Annotated in this window: 22 protein-coding genes, 2 tRNA genes and 1 pseudogene; 18 read left to right on the plus strand and 7 right to left on the minus strand. The window is 65.7% G+C overall.

Annotated features, from left to right (window positions below; all coding sequences use genetic code 11):
* Window positions 1–2: 2 nt before the first annotated feature.
* A complete protein-coding gene (locus OVA30_RS08255; RefSeq protein ID WP_268175159.1) occupies window positions 3–446 on the minus strand; it encodes a DUF2147 domain-containing protein in 444 nt (147 codons plus the stop codon).
* Between the two features lie 184 nt (window positions 447–630).
* Here OVA30_RS08255 and rfbC point away from each other — a divergent pair, with 184 nt between their 5' ends.
* From rfbC to rfbA, 4 genes are all read left to right on the plus strand, one after another.
* Window positions 631–1182, plus strand: a complete 552-nt coding sequence (gene rfbC / locus OVA30_RS08260; RefSeq protein WP_268175160.1) for a dTDP-4-dehydrorhamnose 3,5-epimerase — start codon at window positions 631–633, stop codon at window positions 1180–1182.
* A 133-nt stretch (window positions 1183–1315) separates the two neighbouring features.
* Window positions 1316–2374 (plus strand): dTDP-glucose 4,6-dehydratase, encoded by a 1059-nt coding sequence (gene rfbB / locus OVA30_RS08265; RefSeq protein ID WP_012253821.1) that lies wholly within the window; start codon window positions 1316–1318, stop codon window positions 2372–2374.
* Between the two features lie 2 nt (window positions 2375–2376).
* Entirely contained in the window at window positions 2377–3267 is an 891-nt protein-coding gene (rfbD, locus tag OVA30_RS08270; RefSeq protein WP_268175161.1) for a dTDP-4-dehydrorhamnose reductase, read from the plus strand.
* A 16-nt stretch (window positions 3268–3283) separates the two neighbouring features.
* Window positions 3284–4174 (plus strand): glucose-1-phosphate thymidylyltransferase RfbA, encoded by an 891-nt coding sequence (gene rfbA, locus OVA30_RS08275; RefSeq protein ID WP_015951016.1) that lies wholly within the window; start codon window positions 3284–3286, stop codon window positions 4172–4174.
* 135 nt (window positions 4175–4309) lie between these two features.
* On the opposite strand, the gene OVA30_RS08280 is transcribed toward rfbA, so the two are convergent.
* Both OVA30_RS08280 and OVA30_RS08285 read right to left on the minus strand, forming a co-directional pair.
* Complete coding sequence (locus OVA30_RS08280) at window positions 4310–4969, minus strand: hypothetical protein (protein ID WP_268177470.1); 660 nt, start codon at window positions 4967–4969, stop codon at window positions 4310–4312.
* A gap of 69 nt (window positions 4970–5038) precedes the next feature.
* The gene (locus OVA30_RS08285) at window positions 5039–5908 is read right to left on the minus strand and encodes an efflux RND transporter periplasmic adaptor subunit (protein WP_268175162.1); all 870 of its coding nucleotides are present in this window, start codon (window positions 5906–5908) and stop codon (window positions 5039–5041) included.
* Between the two features lie 335 nt (window positions 5909–6243).
* On the opposite strand from OVA30_RS08285, the gene OVA30_RS08290 reads away from it, so the two are divergent.
* Entirely contained in the window at window positions 6244–6381 is a 138-nt protein-coding gene (locus OVA30_RS08290; RefSeq protein WP_244413530.1) for a hypothetical protein, read from the plus strand.
* Between the two features lie 4 nt (window positions 6382–6385).
* Complete coding sequence (locus OVA30_RS08295; protein WP_268175163.1) at window positions 6386–6583, plus strand: hypothetical protein; 198 nt, start codon at window positions 6386–6388, stop codon at window positions 6581–6583.
* A 6-nt stretch (window positions 6584–6589) separates the two neighbouring features.
* On the opposite strand, the pseudogene OVA30_RS08300 reads toward OVA30_RS08295, so the two are convergent.
* A pseudogene (locus tag OVA30_RS08300) lies at window positions 6590–8028 on the minus strand (multicopper oxidase family protein).
* A gap of 163 nt (window positions 8029–8191) precedes the next feature.
* Here OVA30_RS08300 and OVA30_RS08305 point away from each other — a divergent pair.
* From OVA30_RS08305 to OVA30_RS08345, 9 genes are all read left to right on the plus strand, one after another.
* Window positions 8192–8276, plus strand: a tRNA-Leu gene (locus OVA30_RS08305).
* A gap of 133 nt (window positions 8277–8409) precedes the next feature.
* A complete protein-coding gene (gene tig / locus OVA30_RS08310) occupies window positions 8410–9846 on the plus strand; it encodes a trigger factor (RefSeq protein ID WP_012253842.1) in 1437 nt (478 codons plus the stop codon).
* Window positions 9847–9977: 131 nt separating this feature from the next.
* Complete coding sequence (locus tag OVA30_RS08315) at window positions 9978–10604, plus strand: ATP-dependent Clp protease proteolytic subunit (protein WP_003600395.1); 627 nt, start codon at window positions 9978–9980, stop codon at window positions 10602–10604.
* Between the two features lie 251 nt (window positions 10605–10855).
* Window positions 10856–12127 carry an ATP-dependent Clp protease ATP-binding subunit ClpX gene (gene clpX, locus OVA30_RS08320; RefSeq protein ID WP_003600394.1) on the plus strand — a complete coding sequence of 424 codons (1272 nt, stop codon included), beginning with the start codon at window positions 10856–10858 and terminating at the stop codon, window positions 12125–12127.
* Between the two features lie 267 nt (window positions 12128–12394).
* Window positions 12395–14815: an endopeptidase La gene (gene lon, locus OVA30_RS08325; protein ID WP_003600393.1), complete on the plus strand. Its 2421-nt coding sequence runs from the start codon at window positions 12395–12397 to the stop codon at window positions 14813–14815.
* Between the two features lie 134 nt (window positions 14816–14949).
* Window positions 14950–15025, plus strand: a tRNA-Val gene (locus OVA30_RS08330).
* A gap of 386 nt (window positions 15026–15411) precedes the next feature.
* Window positions 15412–15882, plus strand: a complete 471-nt coding sequence (locus tag OVA30_RS08335; RefSeq protein ID WP_268175164.1) for a hypothetical protein — start codon at window positions 15412–15414, stop codon at window positions 15880–15882.
* Window positions 15854–16330 (plus strand): helix-turn-helix domain-containing protein, encoded by a 477-nt coding sequence (locus OVA30_RS08340; RefSeq protein ID WP_268175165.1) that lies wholly within the window; start codon window positions 15854–15856, stop codon window positions 16328–16330. Before OVA30_RS08335 ends, OVA30_RS08340 begins: the two co-directional genes overlap by 29 nt.
* Window positions 16331–16822, plus strand: coding sequence for a hypothetical protein (locus OVA30_RS08345; RefSeq protein ID WP_268175166.1), 492 nt, complete (start codon window positions 16331–16333; stop codon window positions 16820–16822).
* A gap of 295 nt (window positions 16823–17117) precedes the next feature.
* On the opposite strand, the gene OVA30_RS08350 is transcribed toward OVA30_RS08345, so the two are convergent.
* The 3 genes from OVA30_RS08350 to OVA30_RS08360 form a co-directional block, all read right to left on the minus strand.
* On the minus strand, window positions 17118–18101 hold the full coding sequence (locus tag OVA30_RS08350) for a hypothetical protein (protein WP_268175167.1): 984 nt from the start codon (window positions 18099–18101) through the stop codon (window positions 17118–17120).
* Between the two features lie 157 nt (window positions 18102–18258).
* Window positions 18259–18582 (minus strand): hypothetical protein, encoded by a 324-nt coding sequence (locus OVA30_RS08355; RefSeq protein WP_268175168.1) that lies wholly within the window; start codon window positions 18580–18582, stop codon window positions 18259–18261.
* A 117-nt stretch (window positions 18583–18699) separates the two neighbouring features.
* Window positions 18700–18993, minus strand: coding sequence for a hypothetical protein (locus tag OVA30_RS08360; protein WP_268175169.1), 294 nt, complete (start codon window positions 18991–18993; stop codon window positions 18700–18702).
* A gap of 109 nt (window positions 18994–19102) precedes the next feature.
* On the opposite strand from OVA30_RS08360, the gene OVA30_RS08365 reads away from it, so the two are divergent.
* The 3 genes from OVA30_RS08365 (at window position 19103) to OVA30_RS08375 (ending at window position 21236) form a co-directional block, all read left to right on the plus strand.
* Window positions 19103–19336, plus strand: coding sequence for a helix-turn-helix domain-containing protein (locus OVA30_RS08365; RefSeq protein WP_268175170.1), 234 nt, complete (start codon window positions 19103–19105; stop codon window positions 19334–19336).
* Window positions 19337–20124: 788 nt separating this feature from the next.
* Entirely contained in the window at window positions 20125–20709 is a 585-nt protein-coding gene (locus OVA30_RS08370; RefSeq protein ID WP_268175171.1) for a hypothetical protein, read from the plus strand.
* A gap of 158 nt (window positions 20710–20867) precedes the next feature.
* Window positions 20868–21236, plus strand: coding sequence for a hypothetical protein (locus OVA30_RS08375; protein ID WP_268175172.1), 369 nt, complete (start codon window positions 20868–20870; stop codon window positions 21234–21236).
* Window positions 21237–21246: the final 10 nt, after the last annotated feature.

The following is a 21246-nucleotide window of genomic DNA, read 5'->3' on the forward strand; positions in this document are numbered from 1 at the left end:
CTTTAGCGAACCCGCCGCCAAGTCTGGCGCTTGCACAGGACGCTGAGCACGCAGCCCGCCACCTCGACGGTGTCGGGTCCCTTCGGCGTGACGCTGCCCGAATAGGTCTTGCCATCGTTCGGATTGTAGAGGCTGCCCTCGAAACCGTTGCCGCTCGGGGTGCCGGCCTGCATGATCTGCACGCCGACGAGCTTGCGCGAGCGCAGCGCCGGATCGGGGTTCTGCGCGTCGAGCCCGGCGCCGGCGGTCGCGGCGATCACGCCGCAATAGCCGCCGCCGCAACGGGCGATGCGCACGGTTGAGCCCGCCGTCTCCGTCTGCCACGTGCCGGAGAGGTCCGAGGCCTTTTGCGCGAGGGCGCCTGTGCCGGACACGGCAAGCAGCAGCGCCGCGGCGAAGACGTGCATCGGGCGATGGCGTGAACGGTTGGCGCGCGGCGTCGTCATTCGAGCTTCCCTCCTCGCCGACAGTGACCGCCGGCCGGCGCGAGCGGTAGTCAGCCCGCCACGGTTACGCAAGAAGGGGGAAAGGGGCGGGATATGAGGCCGCATGACGATGCGGCCTTGACTTCGCCGCCTTCGCGCGGCCTACGCCCTCGGCGAGCCGGTACGAAAGAGGCAGGAGCGGCGGATGCAGGTTATCGATACCGAGATCCCAGCGGTCAAGCGGGTGATCCCGAAGCGCCACGGCGACGACCGCGGCTGGTTCTCCGAGGTGTACCGCGCCGACCTGCTGGCCGAGAGCGGCATCACCAACGCCTTCCTGCAGGACAATCAGTCCTTCTCCGCACCCGCCGGGACGATCCGGGGGCTGCACTTCCAAGTCGCACCCAACGCCCAGGCCAAGCTGGTCCGAGTGCTCGCAGGCGCGATCCTCGATGTCGCCGTCGATCTGCGCTCCGACTCTCCAACCTACGGCCGCCACGTCGCCGTGCGGCTCGACGCGGACGGCGGTGAGCAGCTCTTCGTGCCCGCCGGCTTCGCCCACGGCTTCTGCACCCTGGAGCCGGATACCATGGTCGCCTACAAGGTCGATGCCTATTACAGCCCGGCCGACGACCGGAACCTGCGCTGGAACGATCCGGCGATCGGCATCGCGTGGCCGGTGGCTGAAGCGGATGCGATCCTCTCGGGCAAGGACAAGGCCGCGCCGCTTCTGGCCGATCTCGGGCGGGTGTTCTGAGTCAAGGTATCGAGATCGTTCGGTCGGGCGGATTGAGCCCGACCTCAGGTTGGCGTAGGCGCGGCCGAGCGTGGCCCTTGCCCATCGCGCGGATGCCGACCCCGCTGGCAGGAATTAGACGGAGTTGAGATCGATGCGCATTCTGGTAACGGGCGGCTGCGGCTTCATCGGCTCCGCGCTCGTGCTGCATCTGGTGCAGGATCTCGGCCACGAGGTGCTGACCCTCGATGCCATGACCTACGCCGCCAACCCGATCTCGCTGCAGCCGCTGGCGGACGACCCGCGCCACCGCCTGGAACAGGCCGACATCTGCGATCCGGCGCGCGTCCACGCCCTCTACGCCGAGTTCAAGCCCGAGGCGGTGATGCATCTGGCCGCCGAGAGCCATGTCGATCGCTCGATCACCGATCCGGGCGCCTTCGTGCGCACCAACGTGATCGGCACCCAGGTGATGCTCGATGGCGCCCGCACCCATTGGGAGAGCCTCGACCGGGAGGCCAAGGCGACGTTCCGCTTCCTCCACGTCTCGACCGACGAGGTCTACGGCTCGCTGCCGCCGGACGCGTTCTTCACCGAGGAGAGCCGCTACGATCCGCGCTCGCCCTACTCGGCATCAAAAGCGGCCTCCGACCATCTCGCCCGCGCCTGGCACGAGACCTACGGCCTGCCGGTCCTGGTGACGAACTGCTCGAACAATTACGGCCCGCGCCACTTCCCCGAGAAGCTGATCCCACTGATGATCCTGGCCGCGCTCGAGGGCAAGCCGCTCCCGGTCTACGGCGACGGCCTGAACGAGCGCGACTGGATCCATGTCGAGGACCATGCCCGCGGCCTCGTCGCGGTGCTGGAGCGCGGCCGGCTCGGCGAGACCTACCTGCTGGGCGGGCGCTCCGTGCGCAACAACCTCGCCGTGGTGAAGGCGCTCTGCGCCGCCTTCGACCAGCTCAAGCCCGAGAACGGCCCGCACGAGCGCCTGATCAGCTTCGTCGCCGACCGGCCCGGCCATGACCGCCGCTACGCGATCGACCCGTCGAAGGCGGAAGCCGAGGTGGGCTGGCGGCCGACCAAGGTGTTCGAGGAGGCGCTGACGGAAACCGTGCGGTGGTATCTCGACAACGAGGCGTGGTGGCGCCCGATCCGCGAGGGCCGCTATTCCGGCGAGCGCCTCGGCCTCGCGCCCAAGAGCGCCTGAGCATGGACATCCTGATCCTCGGCGGCGCCGGTCAGGTCGGCACGGAGCTTCAGGCCTTGTCCTGGCCCGAGGGCGTGCGGGTCCACGCGCCCGACCGCCAGAGCCTCGACATCACCGACGAGGCGGCCGTTGCGGCTGCCCTCGACGCGCGCACCTACGCGGCGGTAATCAACACGGCTGCCTACACCGCGGTGGATAAGGCCGAGAGCGAGGTCGCGGCCGCATGGCGCCTCAACGCGCTGGCCCCGGCCATCCTCGCGGCCGAGACGAAGCGGCGGGCGATCCCGCTCGTCCATGTCTCGACCGATTACGTGTTCGACGGCGCGGGCGAAGGCTTCTACGCCCCCGATGCGCCGGTGAACCCGCAAAGCGTCTACGGCGCCAGCAAGGCGGCCGGCGAGATGGCGGTGCGCTCCGGCAATCCGCGCCACGCCATCGTGCGCACCGCCTGGGTGGTGAGCCCGCACCGGGGCAACTTCGTGAAGACGATGCTGCGGCTCGCGGGCGAGCGGGATCGGCTTACCGTTGTCGAGGACCAGCACGGCTGCCCGACCTCCGCGGCCGATCTCGCGGGTGCGCTCGCCGCGATCGCCCTGCGGCTGGCCGGCGACGAGGCTGCGCCCACCGGCACCTTCCACTGCGTCAATGACGGCGCGACGACGTGGTGCGACTTCGCCCGTGCGATCGTCGCGGGGTCGGCCCGGCGCGGCGGGCGCTCGGTTCCGATCGAGGGCATCCCGAGTTCCGCCTACCCGACGCCGGCCCGGCGCCCGGTGAATTCGCGCCTCTCCACCCAGAGCCTGACCGACGCCTACGGCCTCGCGCCGCGCTCCTGGGAGCCGGCGCTCGACGACATCCTCGACCGGCTGGTCGGGCCGGTTCGCTCCCACTGATCAGGACGTGTTTCGTATGAAGGGCATCGTGCTCGCCGGCGGCTCCGGCACCAGGCTCCATCCGGCCACGCTGGCGATCAACAAGCAGCTCCTGCCGGTCTACGACAAGCCGATGATCTACTACCCGATCTCGGTGCTGATGCTGGCCGGCATCCGCGAGATCCTCGTCATCTCCTCGCCGGAGCATCTCGGCAACTACCAGCGCCTGCTCGGCACCGGTGAGCAGTTCGGCGTCACCTTCACCTACGCGGTGCAGCCGCGGCCCGAAGGGCTGGCCCAGGCCTTCATCATCGGCCGCGACTTCGTCGGCTCGGACGACGTGGCGCTGGTGCTCGGCGACAACCTGTTCTTCGGCAACGGCATGAGCGACTTGCTCGCCAAGGCGCGCACCCGCAAGAGCGGGGCAACGGTGTTCGCCTACCACGTCGATCATCCGGAGGCCTACGGCGTCGTCACCCTCGACGAGTCCGGCCGGCCCTTGCGGCTGGTGGAGAAGCCCAAGACCCCCGAAAGCCCCTGGGCGGTGACGGGGCTGTACTTCTACGACAATCAGGTGCTCGACATCGCCGCGGAGGTGAAGCCCTCGGACCGGGGCGAACTCGAGATCACATCGGTCAACCAGGCCTATCTCGAACGCGGCCAGCTCCATGTCGAGCGGATGAGCCGCGGCTACGCCTGGCTCGACACCGGCACGCATGACAGCCTGCTGGAGGCCGGCGAGTTCGTGCGGGTGCTGCAGCGCCGGCAAGGACTTCAGGTCGCCTGCCTCGAAGAGATTGCCTACCTGCAGGGCTTCATCGGCCGCGAGCAGTTGCAGGCGCGCGGTGAGCTGTTCGCCAAAACTAGCTACGGCCAGAATTTGCTGCGCCTCGCCCGCGAGGGCCACCGGGCCGATCAGAGTTTTTGACGGACGCACCTCGATTCGTCACGGCGAGGCGAAGCCGTCCAGCGCACCAATCTCTCCGGAATGGTCGCGGTCCTGGACGGCTTCGCGTCCGCGCGATGATGAATAGAACAAATTGGGGTCTGGCCGGGCGTCGCGTCAGCGCTCGCCCTGAATGAGCACGGCGCCGGTATAAGTCTCGGCGACTTCGCAGAACGGCACGCCGCCCGCCGTCAGCACCGCCTCGACTGAGAACAGCGGTTCGCCGGGCCCCGGCAGGCCGCCGGATTCGGGCCGCCACAGCATCGTCAGCGACCGGTTGCGCCGGCTCGGACCGAGGGGGCGCACGACGTGGCCGAAGGGGGCCTGCGTGCCGTCCAGCGCCGCGTTCATCGCGGGCGTCAGGCGGCTCGGAACGTACCAGTTGTCGGCCTCGGACAGGACGTGGGTGCCGCAGGTGAGCCGCACCCGGCGGTAGCGCACCGGCTCGTCCGGACCCACGGCCAGCCGCTCGCGCCGGGCCGCACCGGGGAGCTTGTCCGGGCCGGGAACGCGCACGGCGACGATCCGCGGATCGGGGCTGAGCCCGCGCTCAGCGCACCACGCTTCGAGAACGGCGGTGGCGCTCGGCGCGGCGAGAAGGCGGGCGCTCAGCGTTTCGATCAAGGCGCGCGCCTCGGACCCATCCTGCGCCTCCCGGCTTGTCTCGGCGGCGGCTCCGGCCGCTTGCGCCTGCGCGCTGCTCAAGTCGGCGGGCGGCACGGCGGCGCCAAGCGTCGCGAGCCCCACCGTCAGCATCCGTGTCGCCGTCCGCTCCATCGTGCAGCGCAATACGTCGATGGCGGGCAAAGGTCCATCGCGCCGAGCGACCGGTCCCCGATTCGCCGCCTACTTGGCGTCGGGGGGGAGGGCGGTCGCGAGCGGGCCGGCGGGGGGAAGCGGGAAGGCGACCTTGCAGCGCTGGCCGCCGGGCAGCTTGAAGTCCGGGTTCGGCAATTCGAGGCGCACGCCAAAGGTGCCGCTCGCCGCGTCGAACACCTGATCGACCACGCTGACCTTGGCCTCGTAGGCGCCGCCGATCGGCTGGTCGAGCACGACGGTGGCTGGCATCCCGAGCGCGATCTCCTTCCAGCGGGCGACCGGCAGGTAGGCCTCGACGTAGAGCGGATCGAGCTGGACCAGGGTGAAGATCGCGCTGTCCTGGCGTACGAACTCGCCGGCCGACATCAGCCGCTCGGTGACGATGCCACGGATCGGGCTCCGGATCATCCGCAGTTCGAGCTGCGCCTTGGCGCGCTGGAGTTCGATGCCGTTGAGCTTGTGCTTGAGGATCTCGGTCTGGAGGTCGCGCCTCCCGATCTCGTAATCGGCCTCGACCTGATCGAGCTTCTCCTGGGTGACGATGCCCTTCGAGAGCTGGTTCTGGCGTTCGAGGCGGCGCTTGTAGAGTTCGACGCGGGTCTGCTGCGCCTCGATGCCGGCGGTCGATTCCGCCTGCGCCCGCGACAGGGCGACGTTGGCCTCTTCCACGCTCGAATCGAGCCGGGCGATGATGTCGCCGGCCTTGACCGCCGCGCCCCGGTTGACCGGCACGCTCTTGAGGATGCCGAGTGTGGCCGAACCGATCTTCAGTTTCTGCGCCGGCTCCACCACGCAATCGACGCGGGTGTCCTGGGCGCTCGCCGCGCAGGTGGAGAAGAAGAGGCCGGCGAGCGCCGCGCAGATCCGGGCTTGCCGCGTTCCAGCCAGAAGGGCCATTGCAAAACAGTCCTCGCTCGGCATGGCCGGCAAAAGCCAAAATACGGTCTTGCATCTGGTCGGAATGCAGCAGGTCGGCGCGCATGCGCCCGTGCAGCCGCTCGGTGCGCAACTGCGCGTGGCGCAGCAGGCGCGCCGAGGACCCGGCCGCGCTCGGGTCCGAGCAGCGCAGGGGCACCACGAACAGAAGGGCCAGCAGTGCACCCGTGGCGGTGCTCGTGAGAGTCACGAACCGTACCGCCCGGCTCATGCCTATCTCGACGCCGTGGTCGAGGGCGACGGCGAGGAGATCATCTGCGAGATCGCGCGCGGCTGCCGCGGCTGGACCGGGCGGCGTGGGAACGGGTGCGAGGCTGACGCTGCCGACCGAAACCGACTGGCTGCGCACCGAGCGGCGCACGCCCATCATCGCCCTCGACCGGATCGTCTCGCCCTACGCGCACAGGCTGATGCCGCAGGTCGGCGTGGACTAGCCTGGTGCTGCCCTCGGGCCTGATGGTGCGCTCGCCCCCCGAGCATCGCCTCGACTACGACCCGGTCTCCCTGAAGATGCGGTCCTGCACCGGCTGGAGCGAGGCTGCGCTGGCGGCGGAGTGCCGCTTCCTCACCCGGCAGGCCTCGCTCCAGGGCGGGCGCTCGGGCGAGTTCTTCTGGACCTTCCCGCCGCCCCGGTGAGGGCGTTCAACTCACCTCGAAGCTCGTCCACAGCCCCGTGTCGAACCGTTCCAGCACGGTCGCGCTGAGCAGCCAGCGGCCGGGATTGTCTGCGACGAAGGCGATCTGGGCGCTTTTGCCCTCCGGGATCTGCACGGTGTCGAGCCAGTAGGGCTCCCAGCCGTCGTCGAGCTGATGCAGCAGGCGGAAGACGTGGCCGTGCAGGTGCAGGCTCTGGATGAAGCCGGTGTCGTTGCGGATCGACAGCACCACGACCCCGCCGCGCTTGACCGAGAACAGGGGGGCGCCCCCGCTGTCCCGCTCGCGCCGTTGATCTGCCAGATCTTGGCGGGATCGCCGGCATAGGGCGTCTCGGCGCCGGGCTTCGCCTTGTCGGGCCGCACGCCGCCCGTCAGCACGAGTTCGCGGCGAAGCGCGCTTTGCAACCGGATCTCGGCCGGCAGGCGCTTGTTCTCGGGGATCGAGCCGATCACGGCGCGGCCGGTTTGCGCCACCGGCTCGCCGACGGCGGTCAGGGTCGCCAGCGGCAGGCCTTGCCCGACCAGCGCGGTGATGGTGCCGGCCGGTCCCGCCTGCGCCGGGAGATCGAGCAGCAGGTCGTAGCGCGTGCCCGGCGCGAAGGGGAGTGTCGCCTTCAGAGGCTCGAAAGTGTCGGTCGGCTGCCCGTCCACCGCCGCGACATAAGCCTTCAGCCCGTCGAAGCGGATGCGCAGGCTGCGCGCGTTGCAGGCATTGGCGAGCCGCAGGCGCAGACGGCTGCCCGGCCGCGCGTCGAGCGCGAGCGGGATCGGCCGTCCGTTGAGCGTCACGACGCTGCCGAGCCGCCCGGCCGCGGCGGCGAAGGCGACCTGCCCGAAGGGTTGCAGCGCGCCGGCCTCGTCGAGCCGCCAATCCTGCACGAGCAGGGCGAGGTCTGCATCGACCAGGGGTGGGGAGGGCTCGTCCACGATCAGCATGCCGGCGATGCCCCGGCCCGACGGCTCGCTCGACCCGCCGACGACGAGCGCGCGGATCAGGAAGCTGCCGGCATCCGGGGGCGTGAAGTCGTAGGTGAAGCTCGCCCCCGGCTTGATCGGCTCCTGGGTGACGCCGCCGACGCCGTCCATGGCGTTGACGATCCGCACCCCGTGCCAGTGCAGCGAGAGCGGCTTGTCGGTCCCGTTCTCGACGCGCAGGCGGATTGCGTCGCCGAGCTTGACCCGCAGGATCGGTGCCTCCGCTTCGCCGAGACGCCATACAGCGGTCTCGGGTGCGGGCTCGGGCTTCAAGCGAAGCTTGGCCGGTGCCGCCTTGATCGATTTCGGCTCCGAGGGCGGGGCCTTCCCGGCCGGCGCTTGGGCCGCGGCCGTCCGCGGCATCAGGGCGAGGGCGGCGCTGCCGGCGAACAGTTCGCGCCGTGAGAACGATCCCGGCGCGGGCTGGGCCGTCGGGTCGGGATTTCGCATGGCGTCTCGCGTCGTCGTTCTGTCGGGCTCGCGTTGTAGACAGGCTTCGTCCGGCCCGCCACCGCACGCGGCGCCCCGCAAGTTTTTTGCTGCGAGCTCGGGTGCGCGTGCTATAGACGCGCGCTTCGACGGCCCGGTATCCGGGCTCGTGTCGATGGCGCTTGCGGGCGTGGCGGAACTGGTAGACGCGCTGGATTTAGGTTCCAGTGTCGCAAGACGTGGGGGTTCGAGCCCCTCCGCCCGCACCATGTCCGTATCGGCGTCAGGAACCCGAACGGTTCCCGCCGGAGCTTCCGCAAGGGGGCTTCCCTATGGGGCTTCCCTGGCGCAGCGACACGCGAAGACGAGATTGCGGTTTTAGAAAACAGCGGACGAACGACGATGCAGGTGACCGAGACGACCTCCGAGGGGCTGAAGCGCGAGTTTCAGGTGCTCCTCCCCGCGAACGAGCTTGAGGATCGCCTCAACACCGAGCTCTCGAACATCAAGGGCAAGGTCCAGATCAAGGGCTTCCGCCCCGGCAAGGTGCCGGTCGCGCATCTGCGCAAGGTCTACGGCAAGTCGGTGATGGCCGACGTGCTGCAGAACGCCGTCAACGAGGCCAACCAGCAGATCGTCACCGACAAGGGCCTGCGCCTCGCGCTCGAGCCGCAGATCGAGTTCCCGAAGGATGAGGAGCAGACCATCATCGAGCGCGCGCTCGATGCCAAGGGCGACCTCGCCTTCAAGGTGAAGCTCGAGGTGCTGCCGAGCTTCGAACTGGCCGACCTCTCCGACGTCTCGATCAAGAAGCTCGTGCTCAAGCCCTCCGACGAGGAGGTCAACGAGACGCTCGAGCGGATGGCCAAGGACAGCCGCTCCTTCGAGCCGCGCGAGGAGGGCGCCGAGGCGCAGTCCGGCGACCGCGTCACCATCGACTTCGTCGGCCGCATCGACGGCACCGAGTTCGAGGGCGGCAAGGGCGAGGACGTTGATCTGGAGCTCGGCTCTAACACCTTCATCCCCGGCTTCGAGGACCAGCTCGTCGGCGCCAAGGTCGGCGACAGCCGCCTCGTGAAGGTCGCCTTTCCGGCCGATTACCAGGCCGAGCAGCTCGCCGGTAAGGACGCCGAGTTCGACGTGACCGTGAAGGCCGTCGCCGCCCCCGGCGAGACCAAGATCGACGACGAGCTCGCCAAGCGTTTCGGCATGGACGACCTCGAGAAGCTGAAGGAAGCCGTGTCCAAGGCCGTCGGCTCCGATTACGAGGCCCAGTCCCGGCGCAAGCTCAAGAAGGAGCTGCTCGACGCGCTCGACGGCAAGTACGCCTTCGACCTGCCCCCGAGCCTCGTCCACCAGGAGTTCGCCGCCGTGTGGGCGCAGGTCGAGCAGGACCTGAAGACCCGCGGCAAGACCTTCGAGGACGAGGGCACGACCGAGGAGGCTTCGCAGGCGGAGTACCGCAAGATCGCCGAGCGCCGCGTGCGGCTCGGTCTGGTGCTTGCGCAAGTCGGCGAGACCGCCGATATCAAGGTCTCGGATGACGAGGTCAATCAGGCCCTGTTCGCCCGGATCCGGCAGTTCCCGGGCCAGGAGAAGCAGGTCTACGACTTCTACCGCAACAATCCACAGGCGCTCGCCGAGCTTCGCGCGCCGCTGTTCGAGGAGAAGGTCGTCGACCATGTCCTCGGTCAGGTCCAAGTCGTCGAGGAACCCGTCTCCAAGGAGGCGCTCTTCGCCGAAGACGACGAGGCCGACGCCGTGACCGGCGGGGCCGCGACGGACGAGAAGCCGAGCGAGTCCAACAACGAGGCGGCGGCCGACAAGGCTGCCGGCTGATCGCCGACCCACCGGCTCCGCGGCGGGCGGCGATCTTTGAGATCAGGCGGCGTTAACGCTTGCCGTGTTCGCTGTAACCATCCGGCCTCGGGCGATTCGCCCCGGGGCCGGACCCGGAGCCGAGGGCTGAAATGAGAGATCCGGTCGATTACTTCCACAACTCGCTCGTGCCCATGGTGGTCGAGCAGTCGAGCCGCGGCGAACGCGCGTTCGACATCTACTCGCGGCTTCTGCGCGAGCGGATCATCTTCCTCACCGGCCCCGTCGAGGACCAGGGCGCGTCGCTGATCGTCGCCCAGCTCCTGTTCCTGGAAGCCGAGAACCCGAAGAAGGAAATCTCCTTCTACATCAACTCGCCCGGTGGCGTGGTGACCTCGGGCCTGTCGATCTACGACACGATGCAGTTCATCCGCTGCCCCGTCACGACGCTCTGCGTCGGTCAGGCCGCGTCGATGGGCTCGCTCCTGCTGGCCGCAGGCGAGGCCGGCCACCGCTTCGCCCTGCCGAACGCCCGGATCATGGTGCACCAGCCCTCCGGCGGCTTCCAGGGTCAGGCCACCGACATCCTGATCCATGCCCGCGAGATCGAGGCTCTCAAGAAGCGCCTGAACGAGATCTACGTGAAGCATACCGGCCGCGAGTACGAGACGATCCATCAGGCGCTCGAGCGCGACAACTTCATGACCGCCGACGCGGCCAAGGAGTTCGGCCTGATCGACGACATCCTGCACAAGCGTCCCGAGCCGGCCGCCGCCTGATTAGGACGAGATACCTGAGGCGCCCGGGGGCCGCTGGCCCGACCTTGTCGGGTCATGCGTCTTTTGGGCGCCCGCCCCAGCCGAGAGGCCGGTTGATCCCGAGCCGGCTGCATGATTGCATCGGGATGACAGTGCCTCAATCCCGACGCATCCGCCCTGTGTGACTGTTTCTTTAGGCGGATGCGCTTACATCGTATGAACGACGCGCGTGTCCTCCTGGCTGGGGCCGCGCCCGCGAACCGGAGACCGACATGAGCAAGACAGGCGGCAACGACTCGAAGAGCACGCTGTACTGCTCGTTCTGCGGCAAGAGCCAGCACGAGGTTCGCAAGCTGATTGCGGGCCCGACGGTGTTCATCTGCGACGAGTGCGTCGAGCTGTGCATGGATATCATCCGCGAGGAATCGAAGTCCTCGCTGGTGAAGTCCCGCGACGGGGTGCCGACCCCGAAGGAGATCCGGCGCGTCCTCGACGACTACGTCATCGGCCAGGACTTCGCCAAGAAGGTCCTCTCGGTCGCCGTGCACAACCACTACAAGCGGCTGGCCCACGCGACGAAGCACAACGACGTCGAACTGGCCAAGTCCAACATCATGCTGATCGGGCCGACGGGCTCGGGCAAGACGCTGCTCGCGCAGACGCTCGCCCGCATCCTCGACGTGCCGTTCACCATGGCCGACGCCACCACGCTGACCGAAGCGGGCTATGTCGGTGAGGACGTCGAGAACATCATCCTCAAGCTGCTCCAGGCCTCCGACTACAACGTCGAGCGGGCGCAGCGCGGCATCGTCTACATCGACGAAATCGACAAGATCTCCCGCAAGTCGGACAACCCCTCGATCACCCGCGACGTCTCGGGCGAGGGCGTGCAGCAGGCGCTCCTGAAGATCATGGAAGGCACCGTCGCCTCCGTGCCTCCGCAGGGCGGCCGCAAGCACCCGCAGCAGGAGTTCCTGCAGGTCGACACCACGAACATCCTGTTCATCTGCGGCGGCGCCTTCGCCGGGCTGGAGCGCATCATCTCCCAGCGCGGCAAGGGAACCTCGATCGGCTTCGGTGCCAGCGTCCAGGCGCCCGACGATCGCCGCACCGGCGAGGTGTTCCGCTCGGTCGAGCCCGAGGATCTGCTGAAGTTCGGCCTGATCCCGGAATTCGTCGGCCGTCTGCCGGTCCTGGCGACGCTGGAGGATCTCGATGAGGAGGCCCTCAAGAAGATCCTGCAGGAGCCGAAGAACGCGCTGGTCAAGCAGTACCAGCGGCTGTTCGAGATGGAGAACGTCGAGCTGACCTTCCAGGACGAGGCGCTCAGCCTCGTCGCCCGCAAGGCCATCGAGCGCAAGACCGGCGCCCGCGGCCTCCGGTCGATCCTGGAGACCATCCTCCTCGACACGATGTACGACCTGCCCGGCCTCGAATCCGTCGAGCAGGTGGTCATCGGCCCGGAGGTGGTCGAGGGCAAATCCAGGCCGCTCTTCATCCACGGCGACCGCAACAAGGAAGCCCCGGCCAGCGTCAGCGCCTGACCGGCAAACATCCGGGGCCGCACGGTTTTTAAGCCGGCGGCCCTTTTTCGTTCCGGGGGACGCCCGCGCTTGAAAGCGCCCCCCGCAACGACCATTTCAGGCTCAACGCAGGGCTCCACGCTTCATCCCCCGAAAGGTCGGGCCCGCGCCACCAGCCGCAAACTGATTATCCGCTTCCGACCCTTCGCGGCCCGGTCGGCACCTGGCAAGATGCTTGCTCGCCGTTGAGGAGCGACTGCCCGGCGTCAACACATAAGGGAAGAACCCATGACCCAGTCGAAATCGCGCCAGCCGGTCGTTCCCGGTTCGACGGGCTCCTACGCCGTCCTGCCGCTGCGCGACATCGTCGTCTTTCCGCACATGATCGTGCCCCTGTTCGTGGGCCGCGAGAAGTCGATCCGCGCGCTCGAAGAGGCTGTGCGCTCGGACCGTCACATCCTGCTCGCGACGCAGATCAATGCCAGCGACGACGATCCGGCCACCGACGCGATCTACACGATCGGTACGCTCGCCTCCGTGCTGCAGCTTCTCAAGCTGCCCGACGGCACCGTGAAGGTGCTGGTCGAGGGCGCAGGCCGTGCGCAGATCGAGTCCTTCGTGCGCTCGGACGAGTATTACGAGGCGCAGGCTCTCACGCTCACCGATGACCTCGGTGACCGCGTCGAGGCCGAGGCGCTCGCCCGCTCGGTGATCTCCGAGTTCGAGAACTACGTGAAGCTCAACAAGAAGATCTCCCCCGAGGTCGTCTCCGCCGTCACGCAGATCGACGAGCCGTCCAAGCTCGCCGACACCGTCGGCTCGCACCTCGCGGTCAAGATCGCCGACAAGCAGGCGATCCTCGAAATCCCCACGGTGGCGCAGCGCCTCGAGCGCGTGCTGTCGCTGATGGAGAGCGAGATCTCCGTGTTGCAGGTGGAGAAGCGCATCCGCACCCGCGTCAAGCGGCAGATGGAGAAGACCCAGCGCGAGTACTACCTCAACGAGCAGATGAAGGCGATCCAGAAGGAACTCGGCGACGAGGACGGTCGCGACGAGCTGGCCGAACTGGAAGACAAGATCGAGAAGACCAAGCTGACGAAGGAGGCTCGCGAGAAGGCCACCGCCGAGCTGAAGAAGCTGCGGCAGATGTCGCCGATGTCGGCCGAGGCCACGGTCGTGCGCAACTACCTCGACTGGATGCTCGGCATCCCGTGGGGCAAGCGCTCGAAGATCAAGAAGGATCTGCTCGGGGCCCAACAAGTCCTCGATTCGGACCACTTCGGCCTCGACAAGGTCAAGGACCGGATCGTCGAGTACCTCGCCGTGCAGCAGCGGGCGAACAAGCTCACCGGCCCGATCCTCTGCCTCGTCGGCCCGCCCGGCGTCGGCAAGACCTCGCTCGGCAAGTCGATCGCCAAGGCCACGGGCCGCGAATTCGTCCGGATGTCGCTCGGCGGCGTGCGTGACGAGGCCGAGATCCGCGGTCACCGCCGGACCTATATCGGCTCGATGCCCGGCAAGATCGTCCAGTCGATGCGCAAGGCCAAGACCTCGAACCCGCTCATCCTGCTCGACGAGATCGACAAGATGGGCATGGACTTCCGCGGCGATCCGTCCGCGGCGCTCCTCGAGGTTCTCGATCCCGAGCAGAACGCCACCTTCAACGACCATTACCTCGAGGTCGATTACGACCTGTCGAACGTGATGTTCGTGACGACGGCGAACACGCTCAACATCCCCGGCCCGCTCATGGACCGGATGGAGGTGATCCGTATCGCCGGCTACACCGAGGAGGAGAAGCTCCAGATCGCCCGCCGCCACCTGATCCCCGAGGCGGTCAAGAAGCACGGGCTCACCCCCGACGAGTGGTCGATCACCGATGACGGCCTGATGATGCTCATCCGCCGCTACACGCGGGAGGCGGGCGTCCGGAACCTGGAGCGCGAGATCTCCAACCTGATCCGTAAGGCGGTGAAGGAGATCCTGATCACCAAGGTGAAGCAGGTCGAGGCCAACCCCGAGACGCTGCCGGAATTCCTCGGCCCGCCGAAGTTCCGCTACGGCGAGATCGACGCGGACGATCAGGTCGGCGTGGTCACGGGTCTGGCCTGGACCGAGGTGGGCGGCGAGTTGCTGACCATCGAGGGCGTCATGATGCCCGGCAAGGGCAAGATGACGGTCACGGGCAACCTGCGCGACGTGATGAAGGAGTCGATCTCGGCGGCGGCGTCCTACGTCCGCTCGCGGGCCATCGATTTCGGCATCGAGCCGCCGCTGTTCGAGCGTCGGGACATCCACGTCCACGTTCCGGAGGGGGCGACCCCGAAGGACGGTCCGTCGGCCGGTATCGCCATGGCCACCGCGATCATCTCGACGCTCACCGGCATCCCGGTGCGCCGCGATGTGGCGATGACCGGCGAGGTGACCCTGCGCGGTCGCGTCCTGCCGATCGGCGGTCTGAAGGAGAAGCTGCTCGCCGCACTCCGCGGCGGCATCAAGACGGTGATGATCCCGGAAGAGAACGCCAAGGACATCGCCGAGGTGCCCGACAGCGTGAAGAACGGTCTGGAGATCATCCCCGTCTCGCGGATGGATCAGGTGCTGCAGCACGCCCTCGTGCGTCAGCCTGAGCCCATCGAGTGGGACGAGCCCCTCCCGGCAAAGACGCCGAAGCGAGATGAGGACGGCGCGGCGGTCATCGCCCACTAATCCTCTCGCTCGTATCGAACGAAGCCCCCGGGAGCGCCGCTCCGGGGGCTTTTTCGTGCGCGGATCGGGGGAGGAGGGCGAGACCCACCTTGCGCAGCCGCGATCCCTTCCGTAACGCTTCGCGGCGCCGGATCGGGCGGTTAGCTCAGTTGGTAGAGCGTCTCCTTTACACGGAGAGGGTCGGGGGTTCGAGTCCCTCACCGCCCACCAATCCGGCACAATGACTTAGACGGCAGATTAGCGCTGGCTGCACCCCGAACTTGGTCGTCGGGGCGCATAAGGGGCGCAATCGACGCTTTCAGGTTAGTTCACGTAGCGGGCTGGCTGCGACTGAGAGTGGCAGCCACTTTTCCACGCGCCAGAATATGCTCACGCTTTTTTGGCCGGTCCTGCTGCTATAGAACCGTAGATGCCTCGTTCCTTTCCGGTCGTCTTTCCAGCGGTGAAGCAGCAGGGGTTGCCTGGTTGAGGTGTGTGCAGCACGTGCGCGTCTGCCGCGCCTAAAGCACGTGTTAAATTCCATTTGCCCCACTTATCACGAGCGAAGAGTTGAGCCATATCTTAACCGGTTCGCGACACGCTGGAGAGGCAGGCGCTTGACCGCAGCTGCCGGCTTCGAGTGTTTGGCGGAAGGCAAAGGGGGCAAGATCCTGCTCGCTCCGAAGGCGCTTGCTGAGTGGCAAGCGTTGGAGAGGGGGCGAAACAGGGAAGACATTAAGCGAAGGGTGAAGCTGCGTAAGCACTTCGACGAGATGGCGGCTAACGGGCCGGGCCGTTTGAACGACGAGCAGTTCAAGCGGGAGGGTTCGTTCCCTGATGGTGCTGGTGGGGCAGTATCGATATGGGTCTTCAAAGTCTGGCAGTGGCGCCTCTATGGGGCCTTCGTGACGATCGAGGGCGCTCAGTGCTTCGTCGGCGTTCGAGTTGACCCCAGCAAGAAACGCGACAGAGCGGATCAGGATCTCCTCAAGGCAGTTGCCAAGGAGATCGGCGGCTTGGTGGAGTACCAGGCCGGGCAAAAGAGAGGTGGAGACAGTGATGAGCGAGCGGCACGTAAGCGACGCTGACGTTCGGCTGATCGAGCGGGAGGAAGGCCTCATCACTGAGGTTCAGTACCTCGTTCAGGAGTTGATGAACGAACGCGGCCTCAACCGGGTCCAGCTGGCCGAGCTTTTGGGCATTAGCAAGTCGCGCGTGACCCAGTTGCTCGGCGACAACGCCAATCCGACGCTTCGGACGCTGGTCGCTGTCTTCGATGCGCTGGGTGAGGAAATCGACATCTCTCGCGTGAGCCGGCGGCGGCAAGATGCGACGGCCGTTCCGGAGCCTGAAGCCACGAGCAGAGATTGGTGCGTCGAAAAGCAACCCGACCTGATCCCTGCCAGGGTCGGCGATCATTCCGAGCCCGGGTTCTGGCAAGGATTGCTCGAACTGGAAAACACGCGCTGGCAGGTTGATCCTGCTTCCAATGACAATTGGGGCGCGGCTTACGACGAAACGGCTATCTTCGCCTAAATGAGCAAGAAACCTGCAAAGGAAATGGCTGTCTCGGACGCTCCTCCAGATCCGGAGGAGCGTCGCCGCAAGTACAACCGTGCTGTGCGGCAAGCTAATCTTGTTACAATCCTTCTTAGCAAGATCGATTTCAAGGTTAATCGAGATGTTAAGCGACCGGCAAAGGGCGAAGGCAATTCTTCCGTACCGAGTTACGGAGGAAAATTAGTCAAATTTCAGTACAACGATGAGGCAAAAGCCTTTATTGCTAGTGTCGCTTGGACGGTTGAAATCAAAGTCGGCCGGCAGACATACGCGAAATGTCTTGCGCATTACGACGTAATTTATAATGGCTTTAGTGATGTAGACGAGGAAATTGTAGAGCTTTTCGCTGAGAATGTTGCGCGTCCGGCGACTTATACTTATTTCAGGGCTTTATTCGCTAGTTTGGACTGGTCGTCCGAGTTGAGGCTCCCCCCTTTGCCGGTCATTAAGTTCCACCCAAAAGTTTGATTTGTCGACCGCGCCCGGCATGGAGTAAGGCTCGCCCAGCTGAGGGCGAACATCATCCCTCAGACCGCGCTCGCTCACCGGATCAAATCGAGCACTTCAGAGTGACTTGTGGTCGGCCCGTCGTTGACCGCTGGCGACGCTGCCCAGCCTGCAGCCTCGTGAAGCATCTCGTCGGTCTCGTTGTCCAAGCGGCGTCGCAGCGCGGCGCTCTTCACCTTGGCGCGTTCGAGCCGCTAAACGTCTTCGTCCTGAAACCACTAGCAGCGGCGGCTAGCAAGGCCGCAGCTGTCCAAGCTCAAAAGCGGTAGCCGACTGCGCCAAGCACATCGGTTGCATAAGAGGTGCCGCTACCACTGATGAGAGCGGATGGCGGGAGGTTGAGGTAGAGGTTGCCTTCGATCCGGGCGAACATCGGACCGAAGTTGCGTTCGACGCCAAAGCCCATCACGGCGAAGGGTGACGCGAACACATCGACCGAGCGCGTCACCGTGCCGTTTCGCTGCGCGCCGCACGCGACCACCGCGTTGCTGAACCCGGTGAACGGCAATGGCGTCGAGCGAACGACCGGGTTCACGCATGTGACGGATGCGGTCTCGTCCAAGGTCCGTTCAACGCGCAGAGCCTCCATGCCGGCACCGAGCCGGCCGTAGAACAGCCAATCGTCCAACGTGATGCCGAAACGAGCGACCAAATCGCCACCAACGTCGCGCGAGAGGACACGCTTTGAAGTTGCTGAGTTGTTCAACTGGAAGTCTGGGAATGACGACTGTGCGGAGCCACCAAAGCTGAACGTGTAGGGCAGGCTTGATGGAAATGCGCTGTTGGGGCGAATACCAACCGCCTCGGTTTGCCCGAAGTCGGTTCGAATGCGGCCCTCTATGCCGAACAGAAGGCCGTCAATCACCCGGTTGTAACCGGCTGCCACGCCCACCCGACCGCCGGACAGAGAGGACAAAGCGGTGCTCTCGAAACCGAAGAACGTGGATGCCGCTTGCCCGGTAGGCCCGAAGTTGTAGCCCCCGAGGATCGCGGCATAAGCCCCGTCAAAACTACTCAGCACGGCGGCCGGTATAGGCTCAGAAATGAGCGGCGCGTCCTTTGTGATGAGCGGGCGAGGCGCTGGAACCGGAGCCGGCGCGGCGCGCTCACGGCGCACGGCACGCAACTCGGCCTGGTCTCGCCGAGAGCGGGCTTCCAGTGTCTCGACGCGAGCCTGAAGGGCGCGGATCGTCTCTGCCATTTCCTCGAGGGTGGTCGCCTGCGCGTCCAAGCTCAACATTGCGCCTACGCTCGCGCAGATGGCCGCCCGGCTCACTCTATTCAACATCGCCCCCTCCCTTGTCTTCCAGGGGCTAAGAGCGGGTCAGAGCGTGGCTGTCGAGTGCGCACAGAGCACACCTAACGTTGCGCGGTGACGGCCAACAGCTTAGCGCCATTCAGACGACGGCATCGCGCCCCGCACGAAGCACCGCGACCACCACCTCCTGGCGCCGCACCGTGTCGTTGAAGTCCGACAGGTCAACGCCGCACGCCTCCGAGGCGGCGCACAGCAGCGCCGTCCGGTGAGCGTTACCTTCCCACTCACCGATGACGCGCTCCAGCGCGCCCTCCAGTGACCAAGCGATGGCTTCCGGGCTGTCAGCCGGCACCGAGCGTCCGGCGGCATCCTCGGCAACGCCGTCGCGGATCCAGGCACCAGGGGCGGCATAGAGCGCCAGCAGGGCGTCCAGCACGTCGGCAACGGTCTTGGGCTCGGTCATGTCGGGGCTCCTCACTGGGTCACAAGCTCTCGGTCGGTGTCGTTGCTGCGCATCCAGATGAGCTGGCTGTCGTGGCCTTCCGGCGCACCGAGCGATGGTTTGGTATCGGCGCCGTTCTCAGTGGCTCCGGGCGCGGCGAGCGGCCTGCCAGGCGGCGTTGAGCGAGACGGACATTGCGACGGCCCAGGTCGAGCCATAGGAGAGCTGATGCGCCTTCGCGGCAGCGACAGCGGCGGTCATGATGCCGGCGCGGTCGAAGGAGCCATCGGCCTTCACCAACGCGACCTTGCCAAACCGGACCAAGCCCTCGACCCGGCCACGAGCGCCGAGGAAGCCGGCCGGCACCTGTACGCGGTCGGCGCGCATGTCGCGGAGGGCGGATGACCAAGAGAGAGAGCGGCGGGAGGACATCGCTTGATCCGTCGTTTTTCGATGGTTCAAGCGATAAACGACGTTTTAAGACGTTTCAAGCCTTATTGGTCAGACTTGTCGTTTTTAGACGGATCTGAGAAACTGGGCTATGATTTCTGCCGCACAATGCCGGGCCGCTCGCGGCCTCCTGAACTGGACCCAAGCCGAGCTGGCCGCCGCCGCTTCGGTGGGGGTCGTGACCGTGCGTCAGTTCGAGGGCGGCAGCGCAGAGCCCCGCCCCGCCACTCTTATGGTGATCCGTCAGGCGTTCGAGACGGCAGGCGTCCAGTTCATCCCGGAGAACGGCGGCGGGGCCGGTGTGCGGATGCGGGATCGGAGTTGAACCGCCAGAGCTGGTCTCGGTGCACATTCCACGCCGAGACCGCTCGCAGCTCACCGAGCCTCTAATCGGTCTAGAAACTCGCGCACCGCGCGGTTGATCACGACTGTCCGCGCCTCCCCGAACCTTCTAGCTACAACGTCGATCCGGTCCACCAGATCCGGCATGAACAGCACCGTGACTTGGAGCTTGTTCCCCATCCGATAGCCCTTGCCCTTCGGACGTACCTTGCTCGCTCTTTGCGTCTGAAGCTTTACGTCTGTCCTGCCGTTCATGATCAAGATGCCTCAAACTTAGATTTGTGAGCAGCTTATATAACCGCATCTAAGTTCATCAGTGTGCACAACTCTGCAGGGTGGAACGGCATTTCAACGACTTTGCGGATCCTCTAAATTTCTGCTCAATAGGCGACACCGCTTGTACACTTGGTACGATGCGGACCGCTCGTCTGGAGCTTCCAAGTGGTCTCGGTGTGAGTTCCACACCGAGACCACGGCCACCTAGGGTGCGGGCTACGCAACGAAATCAGCATTCGCACCCATGCCGCGCCACCTCAGGTGTTGCGATCTCGCAACGTTCCACAACTCAAGCATGGCAGTATCTTGCTAGGATAATGTTCGGCATGCTTTGTAGCTCCTACCGAAGCAGGAACTGAGCAAATGTTTGCCCGGCGTGTTGTTGCTGTATGTTCGATTGCCCTATCAGCTGCAGCCTGTGTGCCGACTGAGCGGGTCGCATTTACGGCTGGACCCCAGCAACAGGCCGTCGTCCGCGATGGACGCAACACGATCATGTCGAAGCGCAAGAACTCGACTGTCATCGTGAGCCCGGCATCCAGAGAAATCGCACGCGGGGCGCGGCCCGTCTTCGTTGTTGCCCTACAGAACAACGGGAAAATTCCGAGCGACTTCCGCGTGACGAACGTCACCGTCGTTCAGCTCCAGAACGGCGCTGCCAGCCGGCCTATGCCGGTCGTGCCGTACGAGACGCTGGTCTCGGAGGAGCGCACCCGCCAGGTCGTCGGCGCCCTGCTGGTGGGCGTCGCTGCCGCTGGCAACAGCTACGCGGCGCAGAACGCCAGCTACACCCGAGGCGGCAACTACAGCCCAATTGCCGGAGCGATTAACGGCGCCCGGGCGGATGCGCAGAACTCGGCCATGATCGGTGATGCCGTCGCTGCCGGCCAGCTCAATCTTGCTGCGCTGGAGCAGAACGTCATCAAGGACAACACCCTGCTTCCCAGCGAGTGGGTCGGCGGCCAGCTTCACATCGAGCCGCCGCAGGGAGGGACTGAGGGTCCGAAGACCTACGTCATCACGGTGCCGGTCGGAGATGAGATCCACGAGATCACCGTCAGCCAGGGCAAGCTGGTCTGACGCGCTGGCTTCCACGCGGGTCTCGGTGTGCATTCCACACCGAGACCATCCCTTGGTGCGGGCTGCACCCTATGACATAATTTCTCTGCCCGAGAGCTAAAAATAATTGGCCGTGCACGGCAGCAGCTTCGAACAAATATCATCTTCCGGGAGTAGAAATGGACCTCTCAATTTTGAAATTACAGGACAACGGTAATCCTTCGTTAGAAGTTCTAATACTGTCTGTGGACATAGATACCAATCTAAACGGCTATGCCGTATGTGATAATACATATATCAGCGGGACGACTAATCTTTCGAATGAGCGCCGGAATTTCTTTTGGTTTCCGAACAAAGGCGTTAAGGCCGGAGAACTCGTGGCGCTTTGGACGCGTCCAGGTAAATACTGTAATGTTACCAACAAAGCCGGGAAAGTCGTGCATTATTTCCACTGGGGGCTTTCTAACGGCGTCTGGAATAACACGGGAGACTTGGCGATCTTGATCGAGATAGCTGCCTACGACCGTCGTGTAGTAAATAAGGTTTGATAGCCCAAGG

Source organism: Methylorubrum sp. SL192 (genome assembly GCF_026672325.1).
Classification (GTDB): domain Bacteria; phylum Pseudomonadota; class Alphaproteobacteria; order Rhizobiales; family Beijerinckiaceae; genus Methylobacterium; species Methylobacterium extorquens.

Bases quoted from the DNA above. Each gene is read 5' to 3' on its own strand.
- OVA30_RS08350 (WP_268175167.1), bottom strand. From the start codon at position 18,101: ATGTTGAGCTTGGACGCGCAGGCGACCACCCTCGAGGAAATGGCAGAG.
- rfbD (WP_268175161.1), top strand. From the start codon at position 2,377: ATGGACATCCTGATCCTCGGCGGCGCCGGTCAGGTCGGCACGGAGCTT.
- lon (WP_003600393.1), top strand. From the start codon at position 12,395: ATGACCCAGTCGAAATCGCGCCAGCCGGTCGTTCCCGGTTCGACGGGC.
- rfbB (WP_012253821.1), top strand. From the start codon at position 1,316: ATGCGCATTCTGGTAACGGGCGGCTGCGGCTTCATCGGCTCCGCGCTC.
- tig (WP_012253842.1), top strand. From the start codon at position 8,410: ATGCAGGTGACCGAGACGACCTCCGAGGGGCTGAAGCGCGAGTTTCAG.
- rfbC (WP_268175160.1), top strand. From the start codon at position 631: ATGCAGGTTATCGATACCGAGATCCCAGCGGTCAAGCGGGTGATCCCG.
- OVA30_RS08285 (WP_268175162.1), bottom strand. From the start codon at position 5,908: ATGGCCCTTCTGGCTGGAACGCGGCAAGCCCGGATCTGCGCGGCGCTC.
- OVA30_RS08345 (WP_268175166.1), top strand. From the start codon at position 16,331: ATGAGCAAGAAACCTGCAAAGGAAATGGCTGTCTCGGACGCTCCTCCA.
- OVA30_RS08340 (WP_268175165.1), top strand. From the start codon at position 15,854: ATGAGCGAGCGGCACGTAAGCGACGCTGACGTTCGGCTGATCGAGCGG.
- OVA30_RS08315 (WP_003600395.1), top strand. From the start codon at position 9,978: ATGAGAGATCCGGTCGATTACTTCCACAACTCGCTCGTGCCCATGGTG.
- OVA30_RS08365 (WP_268175170.1), top strand. From the start codon at position 19,103: ATGATTTCTGCCGCACAATGCCGGGCCGCTCGCGGCCTCCTGAACTGG.
- rfbA (WP_015951016.1), top strand. From the start codon at position 3,284: ATGAAGGGCATCGTGCTCGCCGGCGGCTCCGGCACCAGGCTCCATCCG.
- OVA30_RS08370 (WP_268175171.1), top strand. From the start codon at position 20,125: ATGTCGAAGCGCAAGAACTCGACTGTCATCGTGAGCCCGGCATCCAGA.
- OVA30_RS08375 (WP_268175172.1), top strand. From the start codon at position 20,868: ATGGACCTCTCAATTTTGAAATTACAGGACAACGGTAATCCTTCGTTA.
- OVA30_RS08280 (WP_268177470.1), bottom strand. From the start codon at position 4,969: ATGGAGCGGACGGCGACACGGATGCTGACGGTGGGGCTCGCGACGCTT.
- OVA30_RS08355 (WP_268175168.1), bottom strand. From the start codon at position 18,582: ATGACCGAGCCCAAGACCGTTGCCGACGTGCTGGACGCCCTGCTGGCG.
- clpX (WP_003600394.1), top strand. From the start codon at position 10,856: ATGAGCAAGACAGGCGGCAACGACTCGAAGAGCACGCTGTACTGCTCG.
- OVA30_RS08255 (WP_268175159.1), bottom strand. From the start codon at position 446: ATGACGACGCCGCGCGCCAACCGTTCACGCCATCGCCCGATGCACGTC.
- OVA30_RS08360 (WP_268175169.1), bottom strand. From the start codon at position 18,993: ATGTCCTCCCGCCGCTCTCTCTCTTGGTCATCCGCCCTCCGCGACATG.